This is a genomic window from Limnohabitans sp. DCL3, from assembly GCF_048019295.1.
GTDB lineage: Bacteria > Pseudomonadota > Gammaproteobacteria > Burkholderiales > Burkholderiaceae_C > Limnohabitans_A.
Window position 1 is genome coordinate 3,063,559 of the sequence record NZ_CP171842.1, and the last position, 16,440, is coordinate 3,079,998.

At 59.1% G+C, this 16,440-nt stretch carries 19 protein-coding genes and 1 tRNA gene; 10 read left to right on the plus strand and 10 right to left on the minus strand.

What is annotated here, in order from left to right:
- The first annotated feature begins 4 nt into the window (after positions 1-4).
- The 5 genes from ACHEXK_RS13950 to ACHEXK_RS13970 are packed head-to-tail and all read left to right on the plus strand — an operon-like array spanning position 5 to position 4,146.
- The gene (locus ACHEXK_RS13950) at positions 5-1,057 is read left to right on the plus strand and encodes an NAD(P)H-dependent flavin oxidoreductase (RefSeq protein ID WP_416546902.1); all 1,053 of its coding nucleotides are present in this window, start codon (positions 5-7) and stop codon (positions 1,055-1,057) included.
- Positions 1,058-1,112: 55 nt separating this feature from the next.
- Positions 1,113-2,498 (plus strand): DNA repair protein RadA, encoded by a 1,386-nt coding sequence (gene radA, locus ACHEXK_RS13955; RefSeq protein ID WP_416546903.1) that lies wholly within the window; start codon positions 1,113-1,115, stop codon positions 2,496-2,498.
- A gap of 31 nt (positions 2,499-2,529) precedes the next feature.
- The gene (locus ACHEXK_RS13960; RefSeq protein WP_416546904.1) at positions 2,530-2,931 is read left to right on the plus strand and encodes a glycerate kinase; all 402 of its coding nucleotides are present in this window, start codon (positions 2,530-2,532) and stop codon (positions 2,929-2,931) included.
- A 46-nt stretch (positions 2,932-2,977) separates the two neighbouring features.
- Positions 2,978-3,928, plus strand: a complete 951-nt coding sequence (locus tag ACHEXK_RS13965) for a branched-chain amino acid transaminase (protein WP_416546905.1) — start codon at positions 2,978-2,980, stop codon at positions 3,926-3,928.
- Positions 3,929-3,939: 11 nt separating this feature from the next.
- The gene (locus ACHEXK_RS13970; RefSeq protein ID WP_416546906.1) at positions 3,940-4,146 is read left to right on the plus strand and encodes a zinc-finger domain-containing protein; all 207 of its coding nucleotides are present in this window, start codon (positions 3,940-3,942) and stop codon (positions 4,144-4,146) included.
- 14 nt (positions 4,147-4,160) lie between these two features.
- On the opposite strand, the gene ACHEXK_RS13975 is transcribed toward ACHEXK_RS13970, so the two are convergent.
- Complete coding sequence (locus ACHEXK_RS13975) at positions 4,161-5,513, minus strand: AmpG family muropeptide MFS transporter (RefSeq protein ID WP_416546907.1); 1,353 nt, start codon at positions 5,511-5,513, stop codon at positions 4,161-4,163.
- Between the two features lie 73 nt (positions 5,514-5,586).
- On the opposite strand from ACHEXK_RS13975, the gene ACHEXK_RS13980 reads away from it, so the two are divergent.
- Positions 5,587-6,453, plus strand: a complete 867-nt coding sequence (locus tag ACHEXK_RS13980; protein WP_416546908.1) for a M48 family metallopeptidase — start codon at positions 5,587-5,589, stop codon at positions 6,451-6,453.
- A gap of 16 nt (positions 6,454-6,469) precedes the next feature.
- Here the strand turns inward: ACHEXK_RS13980 and ACHEXK_RS13985 are convergent, their stop codons facing one another.
- Entirely contained in the window at positions 6,470-7,111 is a 642-nt protein-coding gene (locus tag ACHEXK_RS13985) for an MBL fold metallo-hydrolase (RefSeq protein ID WP_416546909.1), read from the minus strand.
- 402 nt (positions 7,112-7,513) lie between these two features.
- On the opposite strand from ACHEXK_RS13985, the gene ACHEXK_RS13990 reads away from it, so the two are divergent.
- Entirely contained in the window at positions 7,514-8,230 is a 717-nt protein-coding gene (locus ACHEXK_RS13990) for a class I SAM-dependent methyltransferase (protein WP_416546910.1), read from the plus strand.
- A 10-nt stretch (positions 8,231-8,240) separates the two neighbouring features.
- Here the strand turns inward: ACHEXK_RS13990 and ACHEXK_RS13995 are convergent, their stop codons facing one another.
- Both ACHEXK_RS13995 and ACHEXK_RS14000 read right to left on the minus strand, forming a co-directional pair.
- Positions 8,241-9,353: an SMP-30/gluconolactonase/LRE family protein gene (locus ACHEXK_RS13995; protein ID WP_416546911.1), complete on the minus strand. Its 1,113-nt coding sequence runs from the start codon at positions 9,351-9,353 to the stop codon at positions 8,241-8,243.
- A gap of 61 nt (positions 9,354-9,414) precedes the next feature.
- Positions 9,415-10,206, minus strand: coding sequence for an exodeoxyribonuclease III (locus tag ACHEXK_RS14000; protein WP_416548958.1), 792 nt, complete (start codon positions 10,204-10,206; stop codon positions 9,415-9,417).
- A gap of 10 nt (positions 10,207-10,216) precedes the next feature.
- Here ACHEXK_RS14000 and pyrE point away from each other — a divergent pair, with 10 nt between their 5' ends.
- Positions 10,217-10,921, plus strand: coding sequence for an orotate phosphoribosyltransferase (gene pyrE, locus ACHEXK_RS14005; RefSeq protein ID WP_416546912.1), 705 nt, complete (start codon positions 10,217-10,219; stop codon positions 10,919-10,921).
- Between the two features lie 106 nt (positions 10,922-11,027).
- Positions 11,028-11,585 carry a C40 family peptidase gene (locus tag ACHEXK_RS14010; RefSeq protein ID WP_416546913.1) on the plus strand — a complete coding sequence of 186 codons (558 nt, stop codon included), beginning with the start codon at positions 11,028-11,030 and terminating at the stop codon, positions 11,583-11,585.
- Between the two features lie 50 nt (positions 11,586-11,635).
- On the opposite strand, the gene ACHEXK_RS14015 is transcribed toward ACHEXK_RS14010, so the two are convergent.
- Positions 11,636-11,711: transfer RNA gene (locus ACHEXK_RS14015), tRNA-Arg, on the minus strand.
- A 141-nt stretch (positions 11,712-11,852) separates the two neighbouring features.
- Here ACHEXK_RS14015 and ACHEXK_RS14020 point away from each other — a divergent pair.
- Entirely contained in the window at positions 11,853-12,374 is a 522-nt protein-coding gene (locus tag ACHEXK_RS14020; RefSeq protein ID WP_416546914.1) for a c-type cytochrome, read from the plus strand.
- A 44-nt stretch (positions 12,375-12,418) separates the two neighbouring features.
- On the opposite strand, the gene ACHEXK_RS14025 is transcribed toward ACHEXK_RS14020, so the two are convergent.
- The 5 genes from ACHEXK_RS14025 to atpD all read right to left on the minus strand — a co-directional run bounded on the left by ACHEXK_RS14025 (position 12,419) and on the right by atpD (position 16,428).
- The gene (locus tag ACHEXK_RS14025) at positions 12,419-12,967 is read right to left on the minus strand and encodes a DUF2946 family protein (protein WP_416546915.1); all 549 of its coding nucleotides are present in this window, start codon (positions 12,965-12,967) and stop codon (positions 12,419-12,421) included.
- Positions 12,960-13,973, minus strand: coding sequence for a YheT family hydrolase (locus ACHEXK_RS14030; protein WP_416546916.1), 1,014 nt, complete (start codon positions 13,971-13,973; stop codon positions 12,960-12,962). The genes ACHEXK_RS14025 and ACHEXK_RS14030 overlap by 8 nt, the downstream gene beginning before the upstream one ends.
- Before the next feature lie 5 nt (positions 13,974-13,978).
- Positions 13,979-14,428, minus strand: a complete 450-nt coding sequence (locus tag ACHEXK_RS14035; protein WP_416546917.1) for a YybH family protein — start codon at positions 14,426-14,428, stop codon at positions 13,979-13,981.
- A gap of 115 nt (positions 14,429-14,543) precedes the next feature.
- The gene (locus ACHEXK_RS14040; protein WP_416546918.1) at positions 14,544-14,957 is read right to left on the minus strand and encodes a F0F1 ATP synthase subunit epsilon; all 414 of its coding nucleotides are present in this window, start codon (positions 14,955-14,957) and stop codon (positions 14,544-14,546) included.
- Positions 14,958-15,024: 67 nt separating this feature from the next.
- The gene (atpD, locus tag ACHEXK_RS14045) at positions 15,025-16,428 is read right to left on the minus strand and encodes a F0F1 ATP synthase subunit beta (protein WP_108285753.1); all 1,404 of its coding nucleotides are present in this window, start codon (positions 16,426-16,428) and stop codon (positions 15,025-15,027) included.
- Positions 16,429-16,440: the final 12 nt, after the last annotated feature.

Below are 16,440 nucleotides of genomic sequence, written 5' to 3' on the forward strand. Positions count from 1 at the left end.
CCCCATGTCGACATACACCTTGCTGTCCAGCCTGCGCGCGCCGATTGTCCAAGCGCCCATGGCGGGGTCTCAAAACCACCGGCTGAGTTTGGCTGTTTGCGAAGCTGGCGGCCTGGGCTCACTCCCCGCCGCAATGCTCAGCCCCCAAGCGCTGCAAACGGAACTGCTGGCCTTGCAGGCGGCGACCTGTGCGCCCTACAACGTCAATTTTTTTTGCCACCCCCCCCCCTTGCCTGACCCCGCGCGTGAAGCTCGCTGGCACCAGGCTCTGGCCCCTTATTACCGCGAACTGGGTTTGGATGCCCAGTGCATGCCGTCTGATCCGGGGCGTGTGCCTTTCAGTCGTGACAGCGCCGATGTGCTCGAAGCTTTTCGACCGGCTGTGGTCAGTTTCCACTTTGGCTTGCCCGCCCCTGAATTGCTGGCCCGGGTCAAGGGGTGGGGCAGCTTGGTGTGGTCATCTGCGACCACGGTGCAAGAGGCGTTGTGGCTGCAAGCGCAGGGCGTGGACGCCATCATCGCCCAGGGCTTGGAGGCCGGAGGGCACCGGGGCATGTTCCTGACCGAGGACCTGAGCACCCAAATGGGCACCTTTGCGCTGCTGCCGCAAATCGTGCGTGCGGTGAATCTGCCCGTGATTGCAGCTGGCGGCATCGCCACCCGAGAGGGCGTTGCGGCCGCACGGCAAATGGGCGCATCGGGTGTACAAATTGGCACGGCCTATCTGTGCAGCCATGAGGCCACCACCACCGCATTGCACCGAGCCGCCCTGCAATCGCCTGAGGCGCAGCACACGGCACTGACCAACCTGTTCAGTGGTCGCCCGGCGCGCGGCATCGTCAACCGGGTGATGCGAGAAATGGGGGCCCTGAGTGAACTTGCACCGGCTTTCCCATGGGCCAGTGCCGCCATCGCCCCCTTAAGGGCTGCAGCACAAGCGCAAGGGCTGAGCGATTTCACGCCTTTATGGTCTGGGCAAAACGCATCCAACATCCAAAGCCTCAGCGCCACAGAGATCACGCGCGAATTTGTGGACGCTTGGTGCGCTGCCGACTGAAAAGAGGCCGACCCCATCGGACCGAACGCCACTAGGCCGAAGGCACAATCCCCCCATGGCCAAAGACAAATCGATATTCACCTGCACCGAATGTGGCGGCACCAGCGCCCGCTGGATGGGCAAATGCCCAAGCTGCAACGCCTGGAACACCCTGATCGAAGGCTCGGCAGAGCCCGTTGGTGGCAAAAACCGCTTTGGCTCGGTGCATGCCTCACTGGCGCCGACTTCGGAGGTGTTGCCGCTGGCCCAAATCGAAGCAGCCGACTTTGAGCGCCACCCTACCGGCATTGACGAGCTCGACCGCGTGCTGGGCGGGGGCATGGTCGAAGGTGGGGTGGTGCTCATTGGCGGCGATCCGGGCATCGGCAAATCCACCTTGTTGCTCCAAGCGGTAGACGCCTTGCAGCGCAGCGGCATGAACACCCTGTATGTGACGGGCGAAGAAAGCGGCGCGCAGGTGGCCATGCGCTCGCGCCGCTTGGGCTTGCCCGATTCGCAGGTGCCCGTGCTGCCCGAGATCCAGCTTGAGAAGATCCTGCACACCCTGCAATCGCGCCAACCGGGCATCGCCATCATCGACTCCATCCAGACGGTGTACTCGGACCAATTGACCAGCGCTCCCGGCTCGGTGGCGCAGGTGCGTGAATGCGCAGCCCACCTCACGCGCACCGCCAAATCCACCGGCACCACCATCGTGCTGGTGGGCCATGTGACCAAAGAAGGGGCACTGGCCGGGCCCCGCGTGCTGGAGCACATGGTGGACACGGTGCTCTACTTTGAAGGCGACACCCACTCGAATTTCCGCCTGATCCGGGCCATCAAGAACCGCTTTGGGGCGGTGAACGAAATCGGCGTGTTTGCCATGACCGAAAAAGGCCTCAAAGGGGTGAGCAACCCCAGCGCCATCTTCTTGAGCCAGCATGCTGAGCCCGTGCCCGGCAGCTGCGTGATGGTCACGCTCGAAGGGACACGCCCGCTGCTGGTCGAAATTCAAGCCTTGGTGGACAGCGGCGGTCCCTCGCCCCGGCGCTTGAGCGTGGGCCTGGACCGCGATCGCCTGGCCATGCTGCTGGCGGTACTGCACCGCCATGCGGGTGTGGCCTGCATGGACCAGGACGTGTTCGTGAACGCGGTGGGCGGCGTGCGCATCAGCGAACCGGCCGCCGACCTGGCCGTCATGCTGGCCATCACCAGCAGCTTGCGCGGCAAAGCCCTGCCCAAGGGCTTCATCGCCTTTGGCGAAGTGGGCTTGGCCGGAGAAGTGCGCCCCGCACCCCGCGGGCAAGACCGCCTGAAGGAGGCGGCCAAACTGGGCTTTAGGGTGGCGGTGGTGCCCAAAGCCAACGCCCCCAAGAAAAACGACAAGTCTTTTGAGGGCTTGACCATCTACCCGGTGGAGCGGATAGAAGAAGCCATGCAGGTGGTGCGAGGACTGGACTGAACACAGCACAGTCAAGGCACAATCGGCCACCATGAATTTCACCAAAATCCTCGCGCCGCTGGCCATTGTTGTTTTCACCATCGGGGCATGGCAGGCCTTTCAATGGGCTGGCATTGCCCTGGCCGTGGGCGGCGTGGTCATGTGGGTGCTGCTGCACTTCACCCGCATGGTCACGATCCTGAAAAAAGCCGCCGAGCGGCCCATTGGGCATGTCGCCAGCGCCGTGATGCTCCATGCCAAACTGCGCAAAAACGTTTCTTTGATGCACGTCATCGCCATGACCCGGTCCTTGGGCCAGCTGTTGAGCGAGAAAGACACCCAGCCCGAGATTTACACCTGGACGGACAACAGCGAATCGGTGGTGACCTGCACCTTTGTCAACGGCAAGCTGGCCGAATGGGCGTTGGTCAGACCCGACCCGCCAAACCCTTAAAATCAGGGCCAATTCTGTTTCTCGCAGCCAATTCAAAGGACACTTCATGAGCGTTGTCATTCCCTCCATGTCAGACCGTGACGGCAAAATCTGGATGGACGGCCAGATGATCGATTGGCGCGATGCCAAGATCCACGTCCTGAGCCACACCCTGCACTATGGCTGCGGCGCTTTTGAAGGCGTGCGTGCTTACAAAACCGCGCAAGGCACCGCCATCTTCCGCTTGCAAGAGCACACCGAACGCCTCTTCAACAGCGCCAAGATCTTGCGCATGGCCATCCCCTTCACTCCAACGCAAGTCAACGAAGCCCAACGCGATGTGGTGCGTGAAAACAAGCTGGAGAGCGGTTACATCCGCCCCCTCACCTGGATTGGCGACAAAAAGCTCGGCGTCAGCCCCAAGGGCAACACCATCCACCTGATGGTGGCCGCCTGGACTTGGGGTGCGTACTTGGGCGAAGAAGGCATGAAGCGCGGCATCCGCGTGAAAACCAGCAGCTACACCCGCCACCACGTCAACATCACCATGACCCAGGCCAAGGCGGTGAGCAACTACACCAACAGCATTTTGGCCAACATGGAAGTGACCGACGAGGGTTACGACGAAGCGCTGCTGCTCGACACCTCGGGCTTTGTGTCCGAAGGCGCGGGCGAGAACATCTTTGTGGTCAAAAATGGCGTGATCTACACACCCGACTTGTCGGCCGGTGCCCTGAACGGCATCACCCGCAACACCGTCTTTCACATCGCCAAAGACCTGGGTCTGGAGATCGTGCAAAAGCGCATCACCCGCGACGAGGTCTACATCGCCGACGAAGCCTTCTTCACCGGTACCGCGGCCGAAGTCACGCCAATTCGCGAACTCGACCGCATTGCACTGGGCAAAGACGACTACGTTGGCAGCCGTGGCCCGATCACTGAAAAAATCCAGAGCGCCTTCTTTGACATCGTCAACGGCCGCAACCCCAAGTACGCCCACTGGCTGACCTTGGTTTGAGGAACACCCCCATGAGCACACCCATTGTTGAACTGCTGGCCAGCGACCTGAACCCCCAAGGTGGGGTGTTTTGCCCCAGCCCTCAAGCCGATATGAAATTGTGGAACAGCCACCCCAAGGTCTACCTGGATGTGGCCAAAACGGGCCAGGGCAAGTGCCCTTACTGCGGCACGGTTTACCAGTTGAAAACGGGCGAGGTGGTGGGTCACCACCACTGAGTCTCATCCACGACTTAAGCGTCCTTGGCCTGCACCCGCGAGGCCAGCGCTACCAACAACAACACCGGCAAGCCCAACCAAGCGGTGGCGGTGAAGAATGTGGCGTAGCCATGCGCATTGACAAAGTCGCCCGAAAAACCGGCAATGAACTTGGGCAACAGCAGCATCATGGAGCTGAGCAGGGCGTACTGCGTGGCCGAGTAACTGATGTTGGTGAGTGACGACAAATAAGCAATAAAAGCTGCAGAGGCGATGCCACTGGCCAAATTGTCGGCCGAGATGACCCACACCAAGGCCTGCACGTCGTGCCCCACGCCACTGAGCCAGACAAACAGCAAGTTGCTCGCCGCACTCAATGCCGCGCCCAGCATGAGCACACGCATGACACCCAGCCGGGCTGATAACACCCCGCCGACAAAAGCGCCCACCAAGGTCATGATGACGCCATACACCTTGGTCACACTGGCCACTTCGGTTTTGGTAAAACCCATGTCCACATAAAACGGGTTGGCCATGATCCCCATGACCACGTCACTGATGCGGTAAACGGCAATCAACGCCAACAGCAGCACCGCCTGCCAGCGGTAACGAAGCCAAAAATCAGCAAAAGGCTCAAGCACCGCACCCCTGAGCCACTCGGCCACATTGCGCGCAGGCGCAAAGGGCATTGGTGCTGGTTCTGGCGAGGCCAGCACCACCAGCATGCCCGGCAACATGCTCAGCGCCATGGCCCCATACGCCGCTTGCCAGGCCGACTGCACATAACCCGTGGTTTGCTCACCCTGGACCCAAGCCGCCACCCACAACACACCCGCGCCGGCCCAAATCATGGCCAAGCGATAACCCGTTTGATAACTGGCCGCCAACGCGGCTTGGGCATGGACTTGGGCCGACTCGATGCGGTACGCGTCCAGCGCAATGTCTTGCGTGGCCGATGCAATGGCCACGGCCAAAGCACACGCGACCAAGGGCGTGAGCAATTGCGAAGGATCGTTCACAGCCATGCCCACCAGCCCCCCCGCAATGACGATTTGTGACAACAGCAGCCAACTGCGTCTGCGCCCCAAACGCTTCGTCAGCCCCGGAATCGGCATGCGGTCCACCAAAGGGGCCCACATCCATTTCACGCCATACGCCAAGCCCACCCAGCTGAGGTAACCGATGGTGCTGCGGTCAATCCCTGCTTCACGCAACCTGAAACTGAGTGTACCCAACACGAGCAGCAAAGGCAGCCCTGCTGAAAAACCCAGTGCCAACATGCGAAGACTGGCCGGTTGCAAATACAGACGCAGGGCTTCTCGCCAGGTGCGCACCGTGCTCGGTGCGGGCAGATCGGAGGGGCTGGAAGGGGTGGGGGGATTGACCATACCGCCATTATCGAATGCAGGACGGGTGCCCGCTTCAACTGAAGTTGCGCACATTCGCTATCATTTAGCCACCATGTGCTTGATTTGCAACCTCAAAACCCCTTTTGTTGAACCGCACCACGGCGCTACCGAATCGCCCTCGTGGCAGGCGCGGCGCGCCTTCCTGCTGGCCGCAGGCACGACCGCTGCAGCGGGTGCATGGGGGCAAGTGGACGTGGGTTCATCGTCGAGTTTGCGCAAACTGGTGCCTGCAGAAACACTGGAGAACTCGGCTCGGCAGCAGTACAACCAAGTGCTGACCGAAGCCCGTGCCAAGGGTGCACTGGCAGCCGATGACCACCCGCAGTTGCAGCGCTTGCACACCATTGCGCAAAGGCTCATTCCCCAGACAGCGCCGTGGAATCCCCGTTCGCGCGACTGGAAGTGGCAAGTCAACTTGATCAGCAGCAAACAGATCAACGCTTGGTGCATGCCTGGCGGCAAAATTGCCTTCTACACCGGCATCCTGGACCAACTGAAGCTGAATGACGACGAAGTCGCCATGATCATGGGGCATGAGATGGCACACGCATTGCGTGAACATGCCCGCGAGCGTTTGGCCAAAAGCCAAGCCACCAGCATCGGCTTGTCCATTGCGTCGCAACTTTTGGGCTTGGGTTCGCTGGGGGATGCTGCGGCCAACTTGGGCACACAGTTGCTCACGTTGAAATACAGCCGAGATGACGAGACCGAATCGGATTTGGTGGGTCTTGAAATCGCCGCGCGTGGCGGCTACAAACCTGAGGCCAGTGTGAGCCTGTGGCAAAAGATGCAAGCGGCCAGTGGCAATGGCAGCCCTTCTTTTTTGTCAACACACCCCAGTGGCGCCAACCGCATTGAAGAGCTTCAAGCCAACTTACCGAAGGTGCAACACCTTTACGAAAAAGCCCGTCAGGGTTGAACGCGCACACGCCCGGTCACTTGTCTCGCACATAGGGGTTGCTCTGCCGCTCTCGCCCAAAAGTGCTTTCGGGTCCGTGGCCAGGGATGAAGACGGTGTCATGGCCCATCGGCCATAAACGTTGGGTGATGCTGGCAATCAGGTCCTCGTGGTTGCCTTGCGGAAAGTCGGTGCGCCCAATGCTGCCAGCGAACAGCACATCGCCCACAAAAGCGCGCTTGATCTCCGGTGAATAAAACACGACATGGCCCGGCGTGTGTCCGGGACAGTGGCGCACTTGCAACGTGTGCGCCCCCAGTGTCACGGTGTCCCCGTCAGCCAACCAGCGTGTGGGCTGGAAAACCCGCGCGGGTGGAAAACCATAAGCGGCCGCAGCCTGCGGCAATCCCTCAATCCAGAATTGGTCTGCCGGATGCGGCCCAATGATGGGCAAGCCGCCCAACTGTTCGGCCAAATCCGCCGTGCCTGAAGCATGGTCCAGATGACCATGGGTGATCCAAATTTGCTCGAGTTTCAGGCCATGCTGGCGCACGGTATCCAAAATCAAATCCAGATCACCGCCCGGGTCCACCACGGCAGCCTGACGGCTGTGGTCATCCCAAAGTACAGAACAATTTTGCTGAAAGGGCGTGACGGGAATGGTTTGGTATTGAAGCATGGGCAAATTATAGAAAAGGCCCATGCCGCAGTCGACGCAGCGATGGACCAGTGCTTCACCCACAGACAACAGGAGCTTTCCATGCGCAGGCATGACAGCGCAAGAAAAGAACACCGCGATCGGTGCCGGCGTGGGGGCGGGGGGCGGTGTGATGGGCCATGAAAGCAAAAAGCAAAGCGCCGCCATGTTGGGGAAAACTGGCCATCATCCAAGTTTTTTTCTGCATAAGTGCTTTCCAGTGAAGCCATGGACGATCTGCTTCATGTCCATGTTCCTTCCTGGCCGCCACATTGACTGTGCGCTGAGGCACACAGTCATGGCGGGTGGCCGGTTGCAGCAAGGTGTACAGTGCAAGCAGCCAGCGCCTGGGGTTTGTGTTTTTGCGCTGCACCGAATGCTTTTTTGCCCGCTTCCTACCCCGGCTACTTGACCAAACTCGAAACCATCGCCGTTTTAGGCGTGGAAGACGTCCTCATCCGCTCCTTGCTCGACAAAAACCAATTCCATGACCCTTTGGACGAAGCTCTGAATTTGGGCATTTCTTCGGCCACCTGGCCTTTGTTTGGGTTGCTGTGGCCTTCAGGTCAACGCATGGCTGAGCGCATGGCCCTTCGGCCCGTGACCAGCGAGCGGATTTTGGAGATTGGCTGCGGTTTGGGCTTGGCCAGCTTGATTGCGCACCGCCGCGGTGCCAACGTCACCGCCAGCGATTGCCACCCGCTCACGCATGCTTTTTTGGATGAAAACACCCGATTGAATGGCCTGTCTCCGATGAACTACCGTCATGGTTTGTGGGGCACCGCAGCCTTGCGCGAGGACGGATTGCCTGTCATGACATCGGCCCAAGACGAACGGCTGAGCGGGCTGTTCGAGTTGATTGTGGGCAGCGACATTTTGTATGAGCGGGACGACGAAGGCACCCTGGCCAAATTCATCGATGGCCACGCAGCCGCCGCTTCAGAAATCTGGGTGGTAGACCCCAACCGGAGCAACCGCACAGCATTTCACAAACACATGGCGCGCGCGGGATTCACCCTGCATGAACAGGTGCTCAATTTGTTGGCACACGCCGACGAGGCCGCGTACAAAGGGCGGATGCTCACTTACACACGCGGGTGACGGCCAGGCCTCAGCGCGGCAACCAGCCCAAACCCTTGGCATGCAGACTCTGGATATAGAGTCTGTCTGCCGTTTCGGTCACACCGGTGCTCTCGGGATACGCCCCACTCGGGTCTTGGAGATCTTTGACCACTTGGCCGTCTTCGGTAAACGCCATCACATGGCCGTAAGCCCTGGGAATAGGCCACAGCGCGCGCGGCAGGCGCAAAGTGACTTTGCGCAGGAACGGTTGCTGCGCCAGTTGGTCGATGGTCGGGTTGCGTGGCTTGGCCAAGCCCAGCCACATCTTGCCGTCACGCCCACGCATCAGGTTGTCAGGGTAACCCGGCAGGTTCTCCAACAACACCCGAGCCTCTGCGCCGCCTTTTGTCACGTTCACCCCTTGGGCGTTGACGTCGATCTTCCAGACCCGATACTTGCCGGTTTCGCTCACAAACAGGTGTTTTTCGTCTTGACTCAGCGCCACGCCGTTGGCAAAACTGAGGCCATGCGCCACGATGCGGGTTTGACCACTCACGGGATCAAACTCCAGCACACGGCCGGTGGCCGCCTGCTCCAAGATGTCCAGCACGCTGGCCTCGAAGGTGCCGCCCCAGTCCTTGGGGGCAAAGCGGGTAGACGCGTCGCTCAGGTACATCTTGCCGTTTTGGGCCACCACCACCGCGTCGGCGTAGCGGATCGGATCAGGCCGGCCGTTCACATCGACCTTGTCGGTCAGCAGCTGGATCGTTTTGTCGGGCGCGATGGACAGCAGGCCTTTGACGGCGTCGGCTGCAATCAAATGGCCTTTGTGGTCAAAGTCAAAGCCGAGCACGCGGCCACCCGTCTGGGCAAAGACTTCTTGCTGCGAACCGTCAGGCTGCATGCGCAAAATGCGGCCACTCTCCACCGTGGTGTAAAGCTTGCCGTCTGGCCCGACGAGAATGTGCTCCGGCCCTGCCTCGGTGCCCAAGTCGATCACATTGAGCTTGGCCAGCTTGTCGTTGACCGCATGCGGCCCTGCATAGCCCGGCGCGGCGGGAGCATCCCAACTGACCGGCTCGATCGGGACGGGCCAAAGGCAAAAGTACACCAGCCCCACCAACAACAACCCACCCCAAACCCCAAAAAGCTTTTTCATCATGTCTCCGCTGGCCTCACAAGGAACTGCACGGCCATTGAAACAGCTTCATGCCTGCGCGGCCTCAGAGCAAACCCTCGTAGCCGATGGTGATGGGTGCATGGTCAGAAAACTTTTCGCCCTTGTAGATGTGCTCGGTGCGGGCCTTGTCGGCCACCGCGGGCGTGGCCAGATGGTAGTCCAGACGCCAACCCACATTCTTGGCGTAGGCCTGACCGCGGTTGCTCCACCAAGTGTAGCACTCCTCGGTGGCGTCGGGTTTCAAGCGGCGGTACACATCCACCACGCCGCCTTCGGTGGTCAACTGCGTCATCCACTGGCGCTCTTCGGGCAGGAAGCCGCTGTTTTTGAGGTTGCCCTTCCAGTTTTTAAGATCGGCCTGCTGGTGCGCGATGTTCACGTCACTGCAGACAATGAAGTCACGCTCTGCTTTGAGGCCCATCAGGTGCGGGTACATCTTTTTCAAGAAGCGGAATTTGGCCTCCTGCCGCTCAGGTCCAGACGAACCACTGGGAAAATACACGCTGATGATGGACAACTTGCGGGCGGGCGTGTCAAAGCGTGTTTCCACATAACGGCCTTCGGCGTCGAATTCGCCACCGTCGAAGCCGACCACCACATCACTCGGTTCGTGGCGGGTGTAAACGCCGACGCCCGAATACCCTTTCTTTTCGGCAAAGTGGAAATGGCCTTTCAATCCCGCCAGTTCCTCAAATTTACCGGCCACGTCGGGCGCCTGGGCTTTGACCTCTTGCACGCAAATACAATCGGGCTTCTCTTGCGCCAGCCAGGCCTGGACCCCTTTGGTCGTGGCCGAACGGATGCCGTTGAGGTTGAGGCTGGTGAGTTTGAACAAGGATTTCCCCATGGTGACAGAACAGGCAAGCAGCGCCCACATGCAGGCGCTCGCTCAGGAATTTGTGCAGTTTGCGGTGGATTCGGGCGTGCTGCGCTTTGGTGAATTCAAGACCAAAGCCGGGCGCATGAGCCCTTACTTCTTCAACGCGGGCCTGTTTGACGATGGTGCCAAGCTCAGCCGACTGGCGCAATTTTATGCAAAAGCCCTGCTGGCCAGTGGCATTGAATTCGACATGATTTTCGGTCCCGCCTACAAAGGCATTCCACTGGGCGCGGCCGTGGCCATCGAGTTGGCCCGTTTGGGCAAGAACGTGCCCTTTGCCTACAACCGCAAGGAAGCCAAGGACCACGGCGAAGGCGGCTCGCTGGTGGGCGCACCCCTCAAAGGGCGCGTGCTGATCGTGGACGATGTCATGAGTGCTGGAACCGCCGCGCGGGAATCGATTGCCCTGATTCAAGCTGCTGGGGCCACGCCACATGCCATGGCCATCGCACTGGACCGTCAGGAGATGGCCACGGAAAAGCAAGCTGACGGCTCGGTCAGAGATGTTCCCCACAGCGCCGTTCAATATGTCCGCCGCACGCTGGGCATGGGCGTTTGCTGCATCGCTCAACTGTCGGACCTGTTGGCCTACTTGTCTGCTCAAGGCAGCAGCGAAGTGGGCCTGCACCTGCCCAGCGTACAAGCTTACAGGGACCGCTACGGGGTTTAAGTCAGTGCGTCCTGTGGCGGCAGGACAAGTGCCAAAGGGGCACCCTGAGTCAAAACGCCCAAGGCTTGCTATCATGCCCCTCCCATGCACCACCCATCAAACCGTGATGACTAAGGCCACCGCCATGGCCGCCAGCCTTTTATTGGCCGCCTCACTGAGCGTGGCTGCGCCTGAGGACACACAAGCGCCTGTGGACAAACGCGCCAGCGATATGGTCAGCCTGCTGCAGTTGGGCGACCAGGTCAAATCCACGGTGGGTGAAAAAACCAATCAGATGCTGGGCAAGGCCATGACCCTGCTGGGCGTACCCTACAAACGCGGCGGGACTTCTACCGATACCGGCTTCGATTGCAGTGGTTTTGTTCGGCACATTTATGAAACCTCTGTGGGTCGTTTGCTGCCGCGTCGTGCCGATGAGCAAGCCAAAACCACAGAAAAAATTGAGCGCAATGAACTCAACCCCGGCGACCTGGTTTTCTTCAACACCATGCGTCGCACCTTCAGCCATGTGGGCATCTACATTGGCGATGGCAAATTCATTCATGCGCCAAGCGCAGGCAAAGCCGTGCGCGTCGATGACCTTCGCGCTGCCTATTGGACCCAACGTTTCACCGGCGCGCGTCGCGTGCAAGAACCGCTGAGTTCGGAACCTGCAAGCCCATGAGCGCATGGCAGGAACAAAAACGCCACCGCAAAGGGTGGCGCGCTTGAATTTGGTGCGGCTGGCGGGGATCGAACCCACGACCCTTGGCTTCGGAGGCCAATACTCTATCCACTGAGCTACAGCCGCAACATGTGGTGATCGCGCATTATCACATGGCTTGTCATGGATCCTTGGGCTTGCAAGCTCTGTGAAGGGCAGACCGCTATAATCTTGGGTTGATTCCGGACCATCCGAAGGCCTATCGGCCAAGCCCTACCAGAGGATTTCATGAGCGACAACAGCCACGATCACCACGAAGCACACACCGGCCCAGTGAAAACCCCCAAGCAAATGCTTTTGCTCAGCCTTGCTTCTTTCATCATCCCCGTGTTCATCATCATTGGCTTGGTGTTTTATGTCACTTCGGCCAACAAAACCGCACCGGGCTCCAGCGACAGTGAAAAGTCCGTGGCACAACGCATTCAAAAAGTTGGCTCCATTGAAGTGCGCGATGCGAACCGCCCATTGAAAGCCGGCGAAGAGGTCTACAAGGCTCAATGCTTGGCATGTCACGGCTCTGGTGCTGCAGGTGCTCCCAAATTTGCCGATGCGGCAGCGTGGGGCCCTCGCATCAAACAAGGCTTGGAGACCTTGGTCACTTCCGCGCTCAAAGGCAAGGGCGCGATGGGTGCCCAGTCGGGTGGCGATTTCAACGACACCGAGATCGCGCGTGCCGTGGTTTACATGGCCAACAACGCGGGCGCCAAATTCGAAGAGCCTGCAGCGCCGGCCAACGAAGAAAAAAAGTAATCCCGCACTGAGCGCCCCATCAACCGACCTGCAGGTCGGTTTTTTTATGGTGGTTTGGCTTTGGCCACAGCTTGCGGACTGGTCACGAATCCGTATTCAGTTGGCAACGCCCTGGACTCGCAATCGGTCAACAACCAACGCCCTTGCTCCAAAGCATCGGCCACCCGCGCGACATCCATAGAATGGACCAAACCAAAGCCCAAGTGGGTATGGAGGTACACACGACCCACTTCATCCATCAAGCAGGCCAGCACTTGTGTCGATTCTCCTGTCTGGGCCGTGGGCACGAAATGCGCATCCAAGCGCCACACGTAGGGCGTGATTTCAAGCTCCACGTAGACCCTTTGGGGTCCATTTTGGAAGAACCATTGCCCCTGGTCATCCTTGGCGTAATTGCGATGAATGAAGGCCAACAATTTTTCATGCTTCAACACCGAGCCCTTGGCACCGGACACAGCACTTTGGTATGAACCCAAGCTCTGCACGCGGTCATCTCGCATGTGCCATTGCCCCCGACTGTCCAGGCCCAACCACCCATAGCAGTCTGGCACGTTGGGCCATTTGGCCATCGCTTGTTTGACCATGTCATCCATACACACCCCCGTTCGGCTGCAGGGCTTGTCCAGCTGCGTTCAACAGCCAGGCCCCGACCTGATCGGGCAGACCACGAACATGACCTGGCCATGGCCCTTGCGCAAAACCAACGTGACCGCCTTGCTGCGGCTGCCACAACGTGACGGCAGGAGAAACGTCATGCGCTTTGGGCAAACTCTGCGATGGCACAAACGGATCGTTTTGCGCATTCAGTGCCAAAGCGGGCAATTGGATGTGCTTCATGAGCGGTTTGGCCGATGCGCGCAACCAGTAGTCGTCCGTGTTCTTGAATCCGTGTAACGGCGCGGTGAAGACGTTGTCAAATTCGTACAGGTCCCGTGCTGCCAAGAGTTTTTGGGCATCAAACAAGCCCGGATGTTGGGCCCATTTGGCCATGGCCTTGGGCTTCATGCTGCGCAAAAACATGCGGGTGTAGATTTGTCGGTTCAAGCCTTGGCCAATCGCTCTTCCACTTTGCGTCAGATCCAGAGGTGCGCAGATGGCTGCAATGGCATCCGCACTGTGCAAGGCCAACTGGCCGTGCTCTCCAGCCCAGCGCATCAAAGCATTGCCACCGAGCGAAACACCGGCGGCCACCAGGGTGTGCCCCCCATCTCGCTGGTGCGCCTGTCTCAGCTTTCTCAACACCCAATCGATCTCTTGGTGATCGCCTGAATGGTAGGCCCTCGGTCCTGCGTTCAACTCACCACTGCACCCCCTGAAATGGGGCAAAGCAAAGTTCAAATCATGTTCAGCGGCCCAATCCGCAAAGGCCACGGCGTAATGGCTGCTGGAAGAACCCTCCAGTCCATGAAAGAGCACCATCAAGGGAAGACTTGGGCTGCTGGCATGCTGGCGATCAACATCGATGAAATCACCGTCTGGCGTTGCCCATCGTTCGCGAATTTTGCGGGTCAGGGGGCCAAAACGTCTCCGCGCAAACAGCGCCGGCCAAATCGTCTGCGCATGTCCTCCCGGCAACCAAGAAGGCGATCTGATCAGCATTGCGGTCAATGCAAGACTTGAGGCTTGACCCCCACATCGACCGCGTCGTTCGCCGTACCAGGACTGGTGTGGTGGGCCACCATGCGCCAGCCTTGCGCTGTTTTGTGATAAACGTTGGTGGCGATCACAAATGCAGTTTGGGGCCCTTGTGGGGACATCACTTCGACACGCTCCACCAAGTGATGGACTGCACTGGCCAGAGACTCAATTTTGTGAATTCTTTCCGGGTGCGCTTGGACGCTGCCGTTGCTGAACATGTTTTCAAATGTGGCACGAATGGCACCTGGTCCTACCAAACGGGGGCCACCAGGGTGCACACAAACGATGTCATCCTCTTCGGCCCAACACCCCATGAGCTGCTCGATGTCTGCGTTGTGCAGCGCTTCGTAGAAATGATGCTCAACGTCGTCTGGGCTTCCGCCCACAATAGCAGCTTGGAGTTTGGCTCGTTTCATGGTGCGTCCTAGTCTACACGTCTGATTTGTGTTTGAGCCAACAAAAAACCCGGCCACATGACTGCGCCGGGTTTTCGAGGGCTTGCCACTCAAGCCTTGCACGTGATCTCTCAGATTACTTTTTACGGTACTTGCGCAGCGCAGACAATTGGGCCGCCAAAACTGCCAACTCTGACGTGGCGCGGGCCATGTCGATTTCACTTTTGGCATTTTTCAGGGCCTCTTCAGCCAAAGCTTTGGCCGCGTTGGCTTTCTCTTCGTCGAGGTCTTTGCCGCGGATCGCGGTGTCGGACAACACGGTCACGCAGTCAGGCTGCACTTCCAGAATGCCACCTGCAACGAAAACAAACTCTTCGCCACCGTCTGCCTTCTCGATGCGAACCGAGCCGGCTTTGATGCGGGTGATCAAGGGGGTGTGGCGCGGGTAAATGCCCAATTCGCCAGACTCGCCGGGCAAGGCCACAAAACGGGCTTCACCCGAATAGATGGACTCTTCGGCACTGACCACATCAACGTGGATGGTGTTCATGTTTACTCCTTAAAAAGGTGCATTCAAGCGGGTATTCGGAGAGGCTGCGCCCCCCCGGGTCCCTGCTTTAGGCTGCCTTTTTGGCCTTTTCAAAAGCTTCGTCAATGGTACCGACCATGTAGAAAGCTTGTTCTGGCAGGTGATCGCACTCGCCGGCCACAATCATCTTGAATCCACGAATGGTTTCAGCCAAGGTGACGTACTTGCCAGGAGAGCCCGTGAACACTTCAGCCACGTGGAAAGGCTGCGACAGGAAACGCTGGATTTTGCGGGCACGGGCCACGGCCAACTTGTCTTCAGGCGCCAAGTCGTCCATACCCATGATCGCGATGATGTCGCGCAACTCGCGGTAACGCTGCAATGTGCCTTGCACAGCGCGGGCTGTTTCGTAGTGGTCTTGGCCCACAACCAAAGGATCGAGCTGACGGCTGGTGGAGTCCAGAGGATCCACAGCGGGGTAAATACCGAGCGAAGCGATGTCACGGCTCAACACCACGGTGGAGTCCAAGTGCGCGAAGGTGGTCGCAGGCGATGGGTCGGTCAAGTCATCCGCTGGCACGTAAACGGCCTGGATGGAGGTGATCGAGCCGACTTTGGTCGACGTGATACGTTCTTGCAGGCGGCCCATTTCTTCGGCCAGCGTAGGCTGGTAACCCACAGCAGAAGGCATACGACCCAACAAGGCGGACACTTCGGTACCGGCCAGTGTGTAGCGGTAGATGTTGTCCACGAAGAACAAAACGTCTTTGCCTTCGTCACGGAACGATTCGGCGATGGTCAAACCGGTCAAGGCGACGCGCAAACGGTTGCCTGGTGGCTCGTTCATCTGACCGTACACCATGGCCACTTTGGACTCGGGCAGGTTCTCCAAGTTCACGACGCCGGAGTCGGCCATCTCGTGGTAGAAGTCGTTGCCTTCACGGGTACGCTCACCCACACCAGCGAACACGGACAAACCGCTGTGCGCCTTGGCGATGTTGTTGATGAGTTCCATCATGTTCACGGTCTTGCCCACACCGGCACCACCGAACAAGCCGACCTTACCGCCTTTGGCGAAAGGGCAAACCAAGTCAATCACCTTGATGCCGGTTTCCAGCAGTTCTTGCGATGGGCTCAGTTCGTCATACGCAGGGGCTTTGCGGTGAATCGAAGCGGTGAGTTCCTGGCTGACAGGGCCGCGTTCGTCGATGGGGGCACCCAGCACGTCCATGATGCGGCCCAGTGTGGCTTTGCCCACTGGAACGGTGATGGCTTTACCGGTATTGGACACGATCAGGCCACGACGCAGACCGTCGGAGGAACCGAGCGCAATGGTGCGCACAATGCCGTCGCCGAGTTGCTGTTGCACTTCCAGGGTCAGCGCGGAGCCTTCCATTTTGAGTGCGTCATAAACCTTGGGCATCTGGTTGCGTGGAAACTCCACGTCGACCACAGCACCAATACACTGAACAATTTTTCCTTGGGCTTGCATTTTTCGCTCCAA